This window comes from Streptomyces sp. NPDC008139 (genome assembly GCF_042957025.1).
In the GTDB taxonomy this organism is placed as follows: domain Bacteria; phylum Actinomycetota; class Actinomycetes; order Streptomycetales; family Streptomycetaceae; genus Actinacidiphila.
The window spans coordinates 47,298-63,750 of the sequence record NZ_JBIBHM010000017.1; the positions used below are offsets into that span (position 1 = coordinate 47,298).

At 72.7% G+C, this 16,453-nt stretch carries 12 protein-coding genes; 9 read left to right on the top strand and 3 right to left on the bottom strand.

What is annotated here, in order from left to right:
• The first annotated feature begins 34 nt into the window (after nucleotides 1–34).
• The 7 genes from rplT to ACFZBB_RS30395 all read left to right on the top strand — a co-directional run bounded on the left by rplT (nucleotide 35) and on the right by ACFZBB_RS30395 (nucleotide 8,563).
• Nucleotides 35–418, top strand: coding sequence for a 50S ribosomal protein L20 (gene rplT, locus ACFZBB_RS30365; protein WP_018564305.1), 384 nt, complete (start codon nucleotides 35–37; stop codon nucleotides 416–418).
• A gap of 106 nt (nucleotides 419–524) precedes the next feature.
• Nucleotides 525–1,382 carry a TrmH family RNA methyltransferase gene (locus ACFZBB_RS30370; protein WP_391129033.1) on the top strand — a complete coding sequence of 286 codons (858 nt, stop codon included), beginning with the start codon at nucleotides 525–527 and terminating at the stop codon, nucleotides 1,380–1,382.
• 53 nt (nucleotides 1,383–1,435) lie between these two features.
• Nucleotides 1,436–2,647 carry an ATP-binding protein gene (locus tag ACFZBB_RS30375; RefSeq protein WP_391129036.1) on the top strand — a complete coding sequence of 404 codons (1,212 nt, stop codon included), beginning with the start codon at nucleotides 1,436–1,438 and terminating at the stop codon, nucleotides 2,645–2,647.
• A gap of 186 nt (nucleotides 2,648–2,833) precedes the next feature.
• Complete coding sequence (gene pheS, locus ACFZBB_RS30380) at nucleotides 2,834–3,964, top strand: phenylalanine--tRNA ligase subunit alpha (protein WP_391129039.1); 1,131 nt, start codon at nucleotides 2,834–2,836, stop codon at nucleotides 3,962–3,964.
• Entirely contained in the window at nucleotides 3,964–6,489 is a 2,526-nt protein-coding gene (pheT, locus tag ACFZBB_RS30385; protein WP_391129042.1) for a phenylalanine--tRNA ligase subunit beta, read from the top strand. The genes pheS and pheT overlap by 1 nt, the downstream gene beginning before the upstream one ends.
• Nucleotides 6,490–6,790: 301 nt before the next feature.
• On the top strand, nucleotides 6,791–7,906 hold the full coding sequence (locus ACFZBB_RS30390) for a SpoIIE family protein phosphatase (RefSeq protein WP_391129044.1): 1,116 nt from the start codon (nucleotides 6,791–6,793) through the stop codon (nucleotides 7,904–7,906).
• Nucleotides 7,907–7,966: 60 nt separating this feature from the next.
• A complete protein-coding gene (locus tag ACFZBB_RS30395; protein WP_391129048.1) occupies nucleotides 7,967–8,563 on the top strand; it encodes a hypothetical protein in 597 nt (198 codons plus the stop codon).
• Between the two features lie 674 nt (nucleotides 8,564–9,237).
• Here ACFZBB_RS30395 and ACFZBB_RS30400 read toward each other — a convergent pair.
• The gene (locus ACFZBB_RS30400; protein WP_391129051.1) at nucleotides 9,238–9,876 is read right to left on the bottom strand and encodes a TetR/AcrR family transcriptional regulator C-terminal ligand-binding domain-containing protein; all 639 of its coding nucleotides are present in this window, start codon (nucleotides 9,874–9,876) and stop codon (nucleotides 9,238–9,240) included.
• Nucleotides 9,877–9,992: 116 nt separating this feature from the next.
• Between ACFZBB_RS30400 and ACFZBB_RS30405 the strand changes: the two genes are divergently transcribed.
• Together ACFZBB_RS30405 and ACFZBB_RS30410 are read left to right on the top strand one after the other, a co-directional pair.
• Nucleotides 9,993–10,955 carry an ABC transporter permease gene (locus ACFZBB_RS30405; protein ID WP_391129054.1) on the top strand — a complete coding sequence of 321 codons (963 nt, stop codon included), beginning with the start codon at nucleotides 9,993–9,995 and terminating at the stop codon, nucleotides 10,953–10,955.
• A gap of 136 nt (nucleotides 10,956–11,091) precedes the next feature.
• Nucleotides 11,092–11,847: an ATP-binding cassette domain-containing protein gene (locus ACFZBB_RS30410; RefSeq protein ID WP_391129235.1), complete on the top strand. Its 756-nt coding sequence runs from the start codon at nucleotides 11,092–11,094 to the stop codon at nucleotides 11,845–11,847.
• 869 nt (nucleotides 11,848–12,716) lie between these two features.
• Here the strand turns inward: ACFZBB_RS30410 and ACFZBB_RS30415 are convergent.
• Together ACFZBB_RS30415 and ACFZBB_RS30420 are read right to left on the bottom strand one after the other, a co-directional pair.
• Entirely contained in the window at nucleotides 12,717–13,574 is an 858-nt protein-coding gene (locus ACFZBB_RS30415; protein WP_355332800.1) for a 3-hydroxybutyryl-CoA dehydrogenase, read from the bottom strand.
• A 117-nt stretch (nucleotides 13,575–13,691) separates the two neighbouring features.
• The gene (locus ACFZBB_RS30420) at nucleotides 13,692–16,427 is read right to left on the bottom strand and encodes a cellulose binding domain-containing protein (protein WP_391129056.1); all 2,736 of its coding nucleotides are present in this window, start codon (nucleotides 16,425–16,427) and stop codon (nucleotides 13,692–13,694) included.
• Nucleotides 16,428–16,453: the final 26 nt, after the last annotated feature.

Consider the following 16,453-nt stretch of genomic DNA (forward strand, 5'->3'; position numbering starts at 1 on the left):
AGCATCACCGCGGTCCCCTAGAAGGAGTTATCAAGTGGCACGCGTCAAGCGGGCAGTCAACGCCCAGAAGAAGCGCCGGGCAATCCTCGAGCAGGCCAGCGGTTACCGCGGTCAGCGTTCGCGCCTGTACCGCAAGGCCAAGGAGCAGGTCACCCACTCCCTGGTCTACAACTACAACGACCGCAAGAAGCGCAAGGGCGACTTCCGGCAGCTCTGGATCCAGCGGATCAACGCCGCTGCCCGCGCCAACGGCATCACCTACAACCGCTTCATCCAGGGCCTGAAGGCCGCCAACGTCGAGGTGGACCGCAAGATCCTCGCCGAGCTGGCCGTCAACGACGCGAACGCCTTCGCGGCGCTGGTCGAGGTCGCCCAGAAGGCGCTGCCTTCCGACGTGAACGCGCCCAAGGCGGCCTGACGCCGACACGCGCCCTGTTCACGGTACGGTTCCGGGCCCGCGGGTGGTTGTCCCCTGCGGGCCTGTGCCATGCCCGCTTCCCCCGTATCCGGAAGGCGAGTCACCCATGCCAGCCCCCGAGCTGACCTCGTTGCGTTCGACGCGCGTCACCGCCGCGCACCGGCTGGCCAAGCGCAGCTTCCGCGGCAAGGAGCGCCGCTTCCTCGCCGAGGGACCGCAGGCCGTGCGGGAGGCCATCGCGCACCCCGGCACCGAGGGCGGCAGGACCCTGGTCGAGCTGTACGCCACCCCGGAGGCCGCCGAGCGGCACGCCGACATCGTGGCCGCCGCCCGTACCGTCGGCGCGCCCGTACTGACCGCGACCCCCGAGGTGATGGCGGAGATCTCCGACACCGTCACCCCACAGGGCCTGGTCGGTGTGTGCCGCTTCCTCGACTCGCCGTTCGAGGAGATCCTGCGCGCCGGGCCCCGGCTGGTCGCGGTGCTCGCCAACGTTCGCGACCCCGGCAACGCCGGTACGGTGCTGCGCTGCGCCGACGCCGCGGGCGCCGACGCGATGGTGCTCACCGACGCGTCCGTGGACCCGTACAACCCCAAGGCCGTACGCGCCTCCGCGGGCAGCCTGTTCCACCTGCCGGTCGCCGTCGGCGTGCCCGTCGACACCGCCGTGGCAGGACTGCGGGCCGCCGGGGTACGGGTGGTGGCCGCGGACGGCGCGGGCGGGCGGGACCTGGACGCCGAACTGGACGAGGGCACCATGAACGGCCCCACCGCCTGGATCTTCGGCAACGAGGCGTGGGGCCTGCCCGAGGAGACCCGCGCGCTGGCCGACGAGGTCGTCCGCGTCCCGATCCACGGCCGCGCCGAAAGCCTCAACCTCGCGACGGCCGCCGCCGTCTGCCTCTACGCCTCCGCACGGGCGCAGCGCGCGCCCGGAGGGTGCCGCAGCGTCACATCCACCTAGTAGGGTGGCGGCCCGGGGGCCCTGAAAGGGGAGTGGCGGGGATGGATGTGACGGTGCCAGAGGACGAGGCGCGCAGCGCCGTCCTGGGCCGGACCGCGCGCTCCGGGGGACCGCGGACACCGGGACCCGCGGGCCACGAAGCGGAATCGCGGGACACCGCGGCACGCGCCGCCCGCCCGCTCGGCACGGAACCGTTCGGCGTCGACTCCCTGGGCCTGGACCCGGACGACCTCCCCGACGGCCTGGTGGTCGCCGACGAGCGCGGCCGGGTGATCGCCTTCAACGCCGCCGCCGCCCGGATCACCGCCCTGCACCCGCGCGACGTGCTCGGCAGGTCCGTCGAGCGCGCGCTGCCCCTGGAAGACCTCGAAGGCCGCCGCTGGTGGGCGCTCACCGACCCGTACGGCGGCCTGGCCATCAGGGTCGGCCAGCCGGAACGCAATCTGCTGCTGCCCGGCGGACGCGAAGTGCTGGTCGCCGCCCGCTACGTGCGCGAACACCCCACGGGACCGGTGCGCCGTCTGGTGGTCTCGCTGCGCGGCACCGAGGCGCGCCGCCGTACCGAACGCAGCCACGCCGAGCTGATCGCCACCGTCGCGCACGAACTGCGCTCGCCGCTCACCTCGGTCAAGGGCTTCACCGCGACCCTGCTCGCCAAGTGGGAACGCTTCACCGACGACCAGAAGAAGCTCATGCTGGAGACCGTCGACGCCGACGCCAACCGGGTCACCCGGCTGATCGCGGAACTCCTCGACATCTCCCGCATCGACTCCGGCCGCCTGGAAGTGCGCCGCCAGCCGGTGGACATGGCGGCGGCCGTGCAGCGGCACGTGGACGGCCATGTCGCCGCGGGCCAGCGGGCCGACCGCTTCCGGGTACGGGTCACCCAGCCGCTGCCCGCGCTGTGGGCCGACCCCGACAAGGTCGACCAGGTCCTCGGCAATCTGCTGGAAAACGCGGTGCGGCACGGCGAGGGGACTGTCACCATCGACGTAGAGCCCTCGTTCTCCGCGCGGGAGCGGAGCTGCACCGGCACAGTGGTGACCGTGAGCGACGAGGGCCCCGGCATTCCGGAGGAGTCGATGGGCCGCGTCTTCACCCGCTTCTGGCGGGGCAGCAAGCGCGGCGGCACCGGCCTCGGGCTGTACATCGTCAAGGGCATCGTCGAGGCGCACGGCGGCACCATCTCCGTCGGCCGGGCCCCCGGCGGCGGCGCCCAGTTCCGATTTATTCTGCCCGTCGGGGCACCCGCTTTCATGGCCTGACCGGCCGCGCGGGCAGAGCATTCGCCGGGGATGTCGTCCCGGCGGACCCCCGACGGGCGTGATCAGGCGGTCCACGCGGCGCCGGTAGAATCGGGCTTCGGTATGTGTCCGGTCGGGCAGAGCCTCCACTCGGAGACTCCGTCCTGGGAGGCGCCCCCACCACCATCCACTGCGGAACGGGAAAAGATGTCGGCACCGAACAAGTCGTACGACCCTGTGGAGGTCGAGGCGTTGAAGCCGGAGGAGATCGAGCGGATGCGCGACGCGGCGCTGGCCGCCGTCGCCGCCGCCACCGACCTCGACGCGCTCGCGCACGCGAAGACCGCGCACACCGGCGGCGCCTCGCCGCTGGCCCTCGCCAACCGCGAGATCGGCGCGCTGCCGCCGCAGGCCAAGGCGGAGGCGGGCAAGCGCGTCGGCCAGGCGCGCGGCGCGGTCAACAAGGCGCTGGCCGCCCGGCAGGCCGAGCTGGAGGCGGAGCGCGACGCCCGCGTGCTGGTCGAGGAGGCCGTGGACGTCACGCTGCCCTACGACCGGCGCCCGGCCGGCGCGCGGCACCCGCTCACCACGCTCTCCGAGCGCATCGAGGACATCTTCGTGGCCATGGGCTACGAGGTCGCCGAGGGCCCCGAGGTCGAGAGCGAGTGGTTCAACTTCGACGCCCTCAACTTCCCGCCCGACCACCCCGCCCGCGAGACCCAGGACACCTTCTTCGTCGAGGGCCCCGAAGGCCCCGGCGGCAGCGGCGAGTCCGGCGTGGTGCTGCGCACCCACACCTCCCCGGTGCAGATCCGCGCCCTGCTGGAGCGCGAGCTGCCCGTCTACGTGATCGCGCCGGGCCGCGTCTACCGCTCCGACGAGCTGGACGCCACCCACACCCCGGTCTTCGCGCAGGTCGAACTGCTCGCCGTGGACGAGGGCCTGACCATGGCCGACCTCAAGGGCACCCTCGACCACATGGTGGTCTCGCTGTTCGGCGAGGGCATGACGACGCGGCTGCGGCCCAACCACTTCCCGTTCACCGAGCCGTCCGCCGAGATGGACATGCTCTGCTACGTCTGCCGCGGCGACTCGGTCGGCAACCCCGACCGCCCCTGCCGCACCTGCTCCTCCGAGGGCTGGATCGAGCTGGGCGGCTGCGGCGTCGTCAACCCCAGGGTGCTCACCGCCTGCGGCGTCGACCCGGAGAAGTACAGCGGTTTCGCGTTCGGCTTCGGCATCGAGCGGATGCTGATGTTCCGCCACAGCGTCGAGGACATGCGAGACATCGTCGAGGGTGATGTGCGCTTCACCCTTCCGTTCGGGATGGAGATCTGATGCGGGTCCCGCTTTCTTGGCTGCGGGAGTACGTCGAACTGCCCGCCGGTGAGACCGGCCGCGACGTCCAGGCCAAGCTCATTTCCGCCGGTCTCGAAGTCGAGACCGTCGAACAGCTCGGCGCCGGGCTCAAGGGCCCGCTGGTCGTCGGCAAGGTGCTGACCATCGAGGAGCTGGAGGGCTTCAAGAAGCCGATCCGCTTCTGCACGGTCGACGTCGGCGACGCCAACGGAACCGGCGAGCCGCAGGAGATCGTCTGCGGCGCCCGCAATTTCGCGGTCGGCGACAAGGTCGTCGTGGTGCTGCCCGGCGCCGTGCTGCCCGGCGACTTCGCGATCGCCGCGCGCAAGACGTACGGCCATGTCTCGCACGGCATGATCTGCTCCGCGCAGGAGCTGGGCATGGGCGACGACCACGAAGGCATCATCGTGCTGCCGCCCGAGCACGAGGTGGGCACCGACGCCGTCGAACTGCTCGAACTGGTCGACGAGGTACTGGACATCGCCGTCACGCCGGACCGTGGCTACGCGCTGTCGATGCGCGGTGTCGCCCGCGAGGCGGCCATCGCGTACGGCGTCTCGCTGCGCGACCCGGCGCTGATCGACGTGCCCGCGCCCAACGCGTTCGGCTACCCGGTCAAGGTCGCCGACCCGGTCGGCTGCGACCGCTTCACGGCCCGTACGGTCACCGGTCTCGACCCCGAGGCGCGGTCGCCGATCTGGCTCCAGCGCAGGCTCCAGAAGGTCGGCATGCGGCCGATCTCGCTGGCCGTGGACATCACCAACTACGTGATGTTCGAGCTGGGCCAGCCGCTGCACGCCTACGACCGCTCGCGGATCGAAGGGCCGATCGGGGTGCGCCGCGCGCTGCCCGGCGAGAAGCTGACGACGCTGGACGACGTCGAGCGCACGCTGGACCCCGAGGACCTGGTCATCACGGACGACTCCGGGGCGATCGGCCTCGCGGGCGTGATGGGCGGCGCGAACACCGAGATCGCCGCGCCCGCCACCGACCCGGAGACCGGCGTCGTCACCGGCACCACCGAGATCGTCATCGAGGCCGCGCACTTCGCGCCGGTCACCATCGCCCGCACCGCGCGCCGCCACAAGCTCGGCTCCGAGGCGTCCAAGCGGTTCGAGCGCGGCAGCGACCCGCAGGCCACCTCGGCCGCGGCCCAGCGCGCGGTCGACCTGCTGACGGGCCTGGCGGGCGGCACCGCGGACCCCGGCGTCACCGAGGTCATCTCGCCGTCGGCCCCGCGCACCGTCGCGATGGCCGCCGACCACCCGGACCGCGTCGCGGGCACCGAGTACGGCCGCGAGACCGTCGTCCGCCGCCTCCAGGAGATCGGCTGCGACGTCTACGGCAGCGACGAGCTGATCGTCACCGTGCCGAGCTGGCGCCCCGACCTGGCCTTCCCCAACGACCTCGCCGAGGAGGTCATCCGGCTCGAAGGCTACGAGAATCTGCCGTCGACGCTGCCCAAGCCGCCCGCCGGACGCGGGCTGACCGAGTCGCAGCTCCTGCGCCGCCGGGTCGGCCGGGCCCTGGCCGGCGCCGGATACGTGGAGGCGCCGAGCTACCCCTTCGTCAGCGCCGAGGTCTTCGACCAGCTCGGGCTCGACGCGGACGACCCGCGCCGCCGTACGGTGACCGTCGCCAACCCGCTCTCGGACACCGAGCCCGGTCTGCGCACGACGCTGCTGCCCGGTCTGCTGGCCACGCTGCGCCGCAATCTGGGCCGCGGCACGCACGACCTGGCGCTCTTCGAGACCGGTCTGGTCTTCCTGCCGACCGGCGCGGAGAAGACGCCGCCGCGTCTCGCGGTCGACCGCCGTCCGACGGACGCGGAGATCGCGCGGCTCCAGGAGGCGCTGCCGGACCAGCCCCGCCGGGTCGCCGTCGTGCTCTGCGGCGCCCGCGACCGTACCGGCTGGTGGGGCGCCGGACACCCGGCGACCTGGGCCGACGCGGTCGAGGCGGCCCGTACCGTGGCCCGCGAGGCCGGGGTCGAGCTGAGCGTCCGCCAGGACCAGCACGCCCCCTACCACCCGGGCCGCTGCGCCGCGCTGTACGCGGTGGTCGACGGTCAGGAGACGCTGGTGGGCAACGCGGGGGAGCTGCACCCGCGGGTCACCAAGGCGCTCGGCCTGCCCGAGCGGACCTGCGCGATGGAACTGGACATGGACCAGGTCGAGCGCGCGGGCGGCGGCCGGCCCACCGGGCCGCGGGTGTCCACCTTCCCGGTGGCGACCCAGGACGTGGCGCTCGTCGTCGACTCCTCGGTCCCGGCCGCCGACGTCGAGCGCGCACTGCGCGACGGCGCCGGTGAACTCCTCGAATCGCTCCGGCTGTTCGACATCTTCACCGGCGAGCAGATCGGCGAGGGCCGCAAGTCCCTCGCCTACGCGCTGCGCTTCCGGGCCCCCGACCGCACGCTGACGGCCGAGGAGACCACGGCGGCGCGTGACGCGGCGGTGGCCAGCGCCCACGCCCTCACCGGGGCGGTGCTGCGCGGCGCCTGACGATGTGCAGGACCCGAGAAGGGGGCCGTCCCGGACGCACGGGGGCGGCCCCCCTTCGTCTTTCGGGGAGCGCTTGGGGGTTTCGTCGCTCATTCGAGTGATTACCCCGTTCGGCGGGCCACTTGTGCGCGGGGAATGGCCAGAATCGGTCGGGATGCGGGAGCCGGGCATGCGGGCCGCGGCTCCGACGCTGCCGCGACCGCGGCTTCTGGGGGGAGCCGGGCGGATGATCCGAAACCGGGCAGTCCGTGCGCTGCGAAGGGCGCCGTGGGCGCTGGTACCCGCCGTGTGGGTGGCGGTGATGGGTGTGCTCACCTGGCAGTTGTCCGAAGGCGCCGACGTGCTGCCCGCCCTCGCCGTGACTCCCGCGGTGGCCGGCGCGGCGGGCGCCCGGCGGCGCTGGGTGTTCGGCAGCGGGCTGCTGGCGCTCGGCGTGCTGGGCGCGGAACTGGCCGACGACTGCTTCGACGGCTTCGGCCCGGTGCTCGGCGCCGCGGCCACCGTGGTCGCGGTGATAGCCGCGGCGATGTGGACCGCCCGCCGCCGCTCGCTGCTCTGCGACGAGCTGGACCGTACGCGGGAGATCGCCGTCGCCGCCCAGCAGGTGCTGCTGCGGCCGTTGCCGCGCAGAGCGGGCGGCTGGACGGTGGCGGGGGAGTACGTGTCGGCCAGCCGGGGCGCCCACGTCGGCGGGGACTTCTACGAGGTACTGGCCACGCCGTTCGGGGTGCGCGCGCTCATCGGGGACGCGCGCGGCCACGGCCTGCCCGCGATCGGCATGGTCGCCGCGCTGCTCGGCAGCTTCCGCGAGGCCGGCTATCAGGAACCCGAACTGGCGGGCGTGCTGCGGCGGTTGGACGGGGCGCTGCGACGCCATCTGCGGGAGCGGACCCGCGGTGAGCACCCGGCGGCGGCCGGTGTCCCGCCACAGGATCCGGTCGCCGAGGAATTCGCCACCCTCCAACTCGTCGAGCTCGCCGACGACGGCGCCTACCGGATCGTCAACTGCGGCCACCCGCAGCCGTATCTGCTCGACGCCGCGCCCGGTCCGCTGCCGATCGGCGAGCCCCTGCCGCCGCTGGGCCTGTTCGACCCGGCGCGGACGGCCGCCCCGGCCGCAACCGGCCATGTGCCGCCCGGTGACGGGTTGTTGCTCTGCACCGACGGCATGCAGGACGCGCGGGACGCCGAGGGCGTCTTCTTCCCGCTGGCCGACGCCCTGGCCGACGCGGCCGACGTACGCCCCGGCACCCCGCTGTCCGGCCGCGCCGTCGCCGCGGACCTGCGCGCCGCCGTCCTGCGGCACGCCGACGACCGCCCCGCCGACGACGTGGCCCTGTTGGTGCTCGTACGGGACGGCGTACGGCCGGCGGCCCGGCCGCGTACGGCGGCGCTCTCCGGAGTGCCGCGCCGCTGAACGCCCCCTTCCTTGGTAGATATGGGCGGATTGCTCGCCTCTACGAAGGAAGGAGACGGCGTGGTGACAGTGACCGGGCACAGCGCCCCCGCACACGGCGTCGCGCCCGCCGCCGTATCGGCCGCGGAACTCCTGGCCGTCATCGGCCCTGCCGGTCCCGAACGCACCGCGATGCTGGTCGCGCTCGGGCGCGGGCTGCGGCCCGGCGGGCGCAGGACCGGCGTGGCGCGGGTGTACGGCGCCGGGGCCCCCGACCCGTACGACCGCGTCGGTGAACTCCTCGACCTGGCGGCCGTCCACGCGGGCGTGCGCGTCGGTGCCCGGCGCATCCACGAAGCCCTGGCCGCCGCCGGGCTCACCCTGGCCGACCACCCCGACCCGGAGCGGCCGGGCGTCGTCCCCCGCCGCGCCCGCTACGAACACCTGGGGATCTGCGACCAGCTTCTCCTGGCCGTCGCTCTGGCCCTCATCCCGGCCCCGGACGTCCTCCTGGTCGACCCTGCCGACCTCGCCGTTCCGGCCGAGGGCCGGATCTGGGCCCACCTCCGCGGTGTCGCCGCCGCGGGCACCCTCGTGATCGCCGCCGCCCCCACGGCGGACGTGGTGGGCGACCACGCCCACCGCACCGTGGTGCTCCCGCACGGGGACGCCGTTTGACCGCCGGTCACCACCGGCACGGGGACGCCCTATGACCGCCGGTCACCACCGGCACGGGGACGCCCTTTGACCGCCGGTCACCACCGGCCCCGGTGGGGCGGTTGCCGCATCCCCCCGACCACCCGCCGGTAATGGCTTCCCCGCGCAGTTCCCCGCGCCCCTTCGGGCGCGCGCCGTAGCCCGGCCGGGTGTTCGCCGACTGCCGGTGCGTTTCGGTTGCTCGCGCAGTTCCTCGCGCCCCTTCGGGCGCGCGCCGTAGCGCGGCTGGGTGTTCGCCGACTGCCGGTGCGTTTCGGTTGCTCGCGCAGTTCCTCGCGCCCCTTCGGGCGCGCGCCGTAGCGCGGCCGGGTGCGCCGGGTGGCGGTGCGTTTCGGTTGGTCGCGCAGTTCCTCGCGCCCCTTCGGGTGCGCGCCGTAGCGCGGCCGGGTGTTCGCCGACTGCCGGTGCGTTTCGGTTGGTCGCGCAGTTCCTCGCGCCCCTTCGGGCGCGTGGGCGCTCGGCTGGGTGCGCCGGGTTTTTAGGGGCGCGGGGAACTGCGCGGCCAGCCACGGCGGTGGTGCGCTGTGCAGACCGGCCCCAGCGGGGCAGACCCTGTGGGGGTGCGGGCCGGAGGCCCGGTGATTACGTGGAAGCCGGGAGGGCGGCGACGGGGTGGGGGCGGGCGGACGTACGCGCTACGCGGAAGCCCGCAGTGCGGCGACGACGGCTGAGGTGAGGGCGTCGAGCTGCGCTCGGGAGTAGGCGGCGCGCATGACGGCCAGGCGCCAGTAGAGCGGGCCGGCGATGAGGTCGAGGGCGAGCTCGGGATCGGCGCTGGGGGACAGCTCGCCGCGCGCGGCGGCCTGGCGTATGACGGCGACGGTGATACCGCCCTGGGCGTCACGCAGCGCGGTGCGCAGCGTGTCGGCCAGCTCGGGGCTGCGAGCGGCCTCGGCCAGCAGATCGGGGAGGATCTGCGCCGCGACCGGATGCCGCAGGGCCCGCGCGCTCACGTCGAGCAGGGCGCGGACGTCCCCGTACAGCGTGCCGGTGTCGGGCACGGGAAGGCCCTGCGCGGCGAAGTCGGACACCATGTCGAGGACCAGCGGCAGCTTCGAGCGCCACCGGCGGTAGACGGCGGCCTTGCCGACCCCCGCGCGCCGGGCGATGCCCTCCATCGACATGCGCCCGTATCCGACGGCGGCCAGCTCGGCGAAGACGGCCGCCCGGATCGCCTCGGTGACGTCCTCGCGCAACACGGCGGCGCCCGCCGGGGCGCGGCGCGGACCGCCGGTCGTCGTGGACGGAGAAGCGGCCTCGGCGGAGTCGGTCATGCGAGCGATCCTAACCCGACGTGACGACGGAACGGTTGCGTTCCATCCCGCGACTGCTCTACCGTCGATCGTGACGACGATACGGTCCCGTTCCGTCGTTGCGTAGGTGTCTCCCCATGCCCGTCACCCGAAGGCAGCCGCCCATGCCCGTCGCCTCTCCCGCCGTGATCACCGCCCCGCGCGCACCCGCGCGGCCGGCCCCGCCGGGCCCCGCGGACCTCGCTCCCGCCGCGCTCGCCGCCGCCCACGGCCTGACCGTCAGCGGCGCCCGCCCCGGAATCGTGGAGTACACCCGGCGGCTCTGGGCCCGCCGCCACTTCGTCGCCACCTTCGCCGCCGCCCGGCAGGCCGCCCTCTACAGCGACGCGCGCCTCGGCCAGCTCTGGCAGGTGCTCACCCCGCTGCTCAACGCGGCCGTCTACTTCCTGATCTTCGGACTGCTGCTCGGCGCGGGCCGCGGCGTCACGGACTACATCCCGTTCCTGTGCACCGGGGTCTTCGTCTTCACCTTCACCCAGTCGGCCGTCCTCGGCGGCGCCCGCTCGCTGACCGACAACATCGGACTCGTCCGCGCCCTGCACTTCCCGCGCGCCTGCCTGCCGATCGCCGCCACCCTGCTCCAGCTCCGGCAGCTCCTGCTCTCGCTCGGCGTGCTCTCGGTCATCGTGGTCGCCGAGGGCATCCCGGTCACCACCCGCTGGCTGCTCGCCGTCCCCGCGCTGGCCCTCCAGTCGCTCTTCAACGCGGGACTGGCCCTGGGCCTGGCCCGCGTCGGCGCCAGGACCACCGACTTCGCCCAGGTGCTGCCCTTCGTGCTGCGGACCTGGATGTACGTCTCCGGGGTCTTCTACGACCTCTCCCGGTTCACCGTCGGCGCGCCGCACGCCGTCGCGATGATGCTCAACGTCAACCCCGCCCTGGTATATGTCGGTCTGATGCGTTTCGCACTGATCGACAGCGTCACCCGCGAACAGCTCCCGCCGCACATCTGGCCGCTCGCGGTCGGCTGGGCGGCCGTGGCCGCCTGCGCCGGGTACGCGTTCTTCTGGTCGTCGGAGGAGGAGTACGGCCGTGGCTGAACCAACGGACGAGGCAACGCAGGAGACCGCGCTGAACGCCGTCCCGAACAGCGCCAGGGGCCTGGCCCCCGAGCTGGCTGCCGCCCTGGACCCGAAGATCGCCCCCGAGGTCGCCCCGCGCCTCGTCCGGCCCCTGGTGCCCACCGTCATCGTCGACGGACTGCACGTCGTCTACCGCATCTACGGCGCGGGCGCCGGCCGGGGCAACGCGACCTCCGCCCTGCACCGGCTGGTCTCCCGCAAGGCGTCGCCGAACGTCCACACCGTGCACGCGGTCAGGGGCGTCACCTTCACGGCCTACCGCGGTGAGGCGATCGGCATCATCGGCTCCAACGGCTCGGGCAAGTCCACCCTGCTCAAGGCCATCGCGGGCCTGCTCCCCGCCGACCGCGGCCGGGTCTACACCGACGGCCAGCCGTCCCTGCTCGGCGTCAACGCCGCCCTGCTCAACGACCTGACCGGCGAGCGCAACGTCATCCTCGGCGGCCTGGCCATGGGCATGTCCCAGGAGGAGGTGCGCGAGCGGTACGACGGCATCGTCGAGTTCTCCGGGATCAACGAGAAGGACGACTTCATCTCGCTGCCGATGCGGACGTACTCCTCCGGCATGGCCGCCCGGCTGCGGTTCTCGATCGCGGCGGCCAAGAACCACGACGTGCTGATGATCGACGAGGCGCTGGCCACCGGCGACCGCGCCTTCCAGAAGCGTTCGGAGGACCGGATCAGGGAACTGCGCAAGGAGGCGGGCACCGTCTTCCTCGTCAGCCACAACAACAGCTCCATCCGCGACACCTGCGACCGCGTGATCTGGCTGGAGAAGGGTGAGCTGTTGATGGACGGCCCGACCGAAGAGGTCGTCGCCGCCTACGAGGAGCACAGCGGCGGAAGCTGAACCGCTGGTCGCGGCACATGTCGATGCCGTCTGGGCTTGAAGTACGGAGCCCGCTCCTGCATCCCCTCCAGGGAGATCACCGCGCCGGGGCGGCTTTCGAGCGGCCCGTACCCGGCGCGGGTGCGGGGACACCGGTACCCGGACGGCTCGCGGTCACGAGCCGATGTGGTGCCGGCCACTGCGTTCACAGCGCAGTGCGCCACGATTCTCTGCGTCGTCGGCACATTGTCGGGTGTATCCGGGACCAGGAAGCACCTCAAGCCGTCCGTCGCGGTCGCGGCATGTGCGGTCGCGACCGTAACGCTCGCCGCCTGCGGTTCCGGCTCAGGCTCCGGCTCAAGGCGAGCGCAGGCCCGACCTCGTACGTCTTCGGCGGCACGTTCAACGTCGGGCTCAACGACGACCCGGGCAGCCTCTCGCCGCTCACCGGGGTCTCGCTCGTGCAGCGCCAGCTCGTGCCGTACGCCTATGAATCGCTCGTCTACACCTCGGGGGACGGCCAGTCCCTGCCGTGGCTCGCGCAGAGCTGGACACAGACCCCCACCTCCGTGACGTACACCCTCAAGGACGGCGTCCCCTGTTCCGACGGCAGCACGTTCACGGCCGCGACGGCCGCGAACAACATCACCTACCAGGCGGACGCCAAGCACGGCACCTTCTGGCACGGCTCCGACGGCCAGGTGGGCGCGGTCCTGGCAGCCGTCGCCGAGGCGGGTGTGGCCCGCGACCGGATCGCCCTGCACTTCCACGACACCTACGGCCACGCCCTGGCCAACGTGCACGCGGGACTGCTCGCCGGGGTCACGACCTTCGACGCCTCGGTCGGCGGCATCGACGGCTGCCCGCGGGCGGTCAGGGCTGGCGGGCGGTCAGTACTGGTAGAAACCCGCGCCCGTCTTGCGGCCGAGGCGGCCCGCGTCGACCATCCGCTGAAGGATCGGCGGCGCCGCGTACAACGGCTCCTTGTACTCCGAGTACATCGAGTCGGCGATGGCGGCGACGGTGTCGAGGCCGATCAGGTCCGACAGTTTGAGCGGGCCCATCGGGTGCGCGCAGCCCAGCTCCATGCCGTTGTCGATGTCCTCGCGGGTCGCGATGCCCGACTCGAACATCCGGATCGCGGAGAGCAGATACGGCACCAGGAGCGCGTTGACGACGAAGCCGGAGCGGTCCTGGGCGCGGATGGCGTGCTTGCCGAGCACGTCGGTGACCAGCGCCTCGGTCCGCTTGAGGGTGTCGCTGCCGGTGGTGAGCGCCGGGATCAGCTCGACCAGGCGCTGCACCGGGGCGGGGTTGAAGAAGTGGATGCCGATGACCTGGTCGGGCCGGGAGGTCGCCACGGCGAGCTTGACCAGCGGGATCGAGGAGGTGTTGGAGGCCAGGATCGCGTCCTGCCTGCTCACCACCTGGTCGAGCACCCGGAAGATGTCGATCTTGACCTGCTCGTTCTCCACCACGGCCTCGATGACCAGGTCGCGGTCGGCGAACTCGCCCAGGTCGGTGGTGAAGGTCAGCCGGCCCAGCGTCTCGTCGCGCTCAGCCTCGGTGATCTTGCCGCGCTCAGCGGCCTTGCCGAGCGAGTTCGTCAGCCGGGTGCGGCCCAGCTCCAGGGCCTCACCGGTGGTCTCCGCGACCCGGACGTCGAGCCCGGCTTTCGCACACACCTCCGCGATGCCCGCCCCCATCTGGCCCGCGCCGACCACTCCGACGCGCTGGATGTCACTCACTCGTCAGCCCCTGCCGCTTCCGTGCACCGCTTCCGTGTACCGGACAGACGTTACCTGTGTCCGGTACGCGCGGGACCGGCCGGGTGCCGGTCCCGCGCGTACCCGAAGGAGCCGGGGTCAGCCCACGGAGCAGGCGGAACCGTTGAGCGAGAAGGCGGCGGGGGAGGTGTTCGTCCCCGGCGCGCCACCGGTGAAGCCGAAGGTCGCGGAGCCGCCCGCGGGCAGCACCGCCGCGTAGCTCGGCGCCGTGACCGTCACGGCCGCGCCGCTTTGCGTGTAGTCCGCGCTCCACAGCGACGTGATGGTCTGGCCGCCGGCGAAGGACCAGGTCAGCTTCCAGTTGGAGATCGCCGCCGAGCCGTTGTTCTTGACCGTGACCGACGTCTGGAAGCCGCCGGGCCAGGAATTGGTGACGTCGTACGCCACCGAGCAGGCGCCGGAGCCGGGCGGTGTGGTCGGCGGGGTGGTGGGAGGCGTGGTGGGCGGGGTCGTCGGAGGTGTGGGCGGGGTCGTCGGGGGAGTGGTCGGCGGAGTCGTACCGCCGGAGCCGTCCGAGGTGTCGCCGTAGATGATGCCGCGGCCGTTGGTCGCGATGTAGACGCGGCCGTAGACCCGGGGGTCGCCGGTGATCGCGGTGTTGGTCACGCCGTACTGGTGGGCGTTGTCGTTGATCCGCACCCAGTTCGCGCCCGCGTCGGTGGAGCGGAAGATGCCGCGGACGCCGCCGATCTTCGCGCTGGTGTAGAGCGCCTGGTAGGTCGCGCCGGGGGCGGCCTTGCCGAAGCCGATGGTGTCGGCCTCCTGCACGTTGGCCAGCTTGGTGAAGCTCGCGCCGGAGTTGGTGGAGTGCCACAGGCCGTACGCGCCGCCCGTGCTGCCGCCCGCCACCCACACGTCGCCCTCGGCGCCGGGCAGCGCCTTGAGCTTGGCCGCCTCAGCGGGCAGCCCGGTGGCCGCCGTCGCGGCGAAGGTCGCTCCGCCGTCGGTGCTCACGTAGAACTTGCCGCCGTAGACGCCGTAGAACTTCTTCGGGTTGACCCGGTCGGAGCCGATGGCCGCGCCGGTCGGGATGCCGGTGGAGTCGGACCAGGAACCGCCGAAGCCGACCGAGTACTTGACGCCGGTACCGGACGGGGCCCACAGGAAGCGGCTGCCGTCGGCCGCCGCGGCGACCGTACCGCCGCCGCTGACCCCGGACGGGTCGGTGCCCGCGAACCAGTTGGCGCCGTTGTCGGTGGAGAAGGCGACATGCGCGCCGCTGTCCGCGTTGCCGACCCTGACCATGGTGTTCGCGTTGGTGGCCGCGAAGTCCAGGCTCGTGGTGGTGGTGAAGTTGGGCTGGGTGAACATCATCGGGGGCACGGCGGTGAGGTCGGTGTGCCGGAAGCCGCCGATGTCACCGAGCGCGCTGATCAGCGGCGCGCCGGTCGGCGGGCTGATCAGGTCCTGGACCGACGTCTCCTCCAGGCCCTTGGCGTTGGGCTTGACGGTGAACTTCGCCCCGGTGTCCCAGTTGGTGAGGTTGTCGGTGCCGTAGACGGTGGCCCCGGTGCCGTACCACATGCGGTTGGAGTTGAACGGGTCGATCTCCAGCGACTCGGTCATCCAGCCGAGCTTGGGAGTCTCCTCCGGCGGCGACGGGTTGGCGCCCCAGCTCAGCCACGGCGACGAGGAGACGTCCATGGTGTAGCGGTCGGCGCGGTTGGGGTAACTGGTGAAGTCCCAGGCCCGCGTCCAGGTCGCGCCGCTGTCGGTGCTGCGGAAGATCTGGGTGTCGGCCCACCACGAGCTGTAGCCGGTGACCATGATCGTGCCGGGGTGCTGCCGGTCGACGGTCATACCGCTGTAGCCGAAGTACGTGTCCGCGTCCGACATCGGGCTGATGTTGGTCCACGCGCCGGTCGCGGTCGCGTACCGCCAGACCTGGCCCTTGGCGCCGTCGTACGGGCCGCCGGTGTCGCTGGTGGCGAGGTAGAGGTAGCCGTTCACCGCGTCCAGCACGCCCTTGTGCGCGATGTACCCGGTGGGCTGGCCCGCCAGCCGGGACCAGGTGGCGCCGCCGTCGGTCGAGCGGTAGACGGTGTTGGCCTTGTCGGCCACGCCCACGTAAATGGTCTGCGTGGTGGAGCCCTTGGTGCCGGTGCGCGGGTCGAAGGTCACCCACACATCGCCCTGGTTGTCGCTCTGGTAGCCGCTGCTGTCGGACGGATCGGCCACGTAGTTGCCGACGTTGGGGAAGGCGGTGACCTTCGCCCAGGTGACGCCGGAGTCGGTGCTGCGCCACAGCCCGTTGCCACTGGGCGCGGCGAAGTACAGGACGCTGTCCTTGTTGGGGTCGATGGCCAGCCGCTCGCCCATGCCGCGGCCCGGCATGTTGCCGCCGAGTTTGAACGGCAGCGCGGTCGCCGCCCAGGTCGCGCCGCGGTCGGAAGAGCGCAGGATGGCACCGTTGTTGGGGTCCCAGGAGTTGGTGTACATGCCGACGGCCGCGTAGACCTTGTCGGGTGCGAGCGCGTCGGTGGCGAGGCTGACCACGCCGTTCCTGTTCCAGTCGGTCCAGCCCACCGAATCCAGCAGCGGCGTCCAGGACTTGGTGGCCTCGTTCCAGCGGTAGGCGCCGCCGATGTCGGTCCGCGCGTAGGCGAGGTTCTTCTCCGACTGGTTGAAGACGATGCCGGGCACGAAGCCGCCGCCGTCGATCCTGACGTTCTTCCAGGAGTACGTGTCCGCGACGGCGGCCGGTGCGGCGGTGGCCGGGGCCGCGGTGGCCGTGGCGGTGACCGCGGCGACCGCGGAGGCGCCGCCTATCAGGGACAGGGCCGCGACGAGCGCGGCGAGTGGTCTGCGGAGCATGGAAAGGCGTCCTCTCCGTACGGACG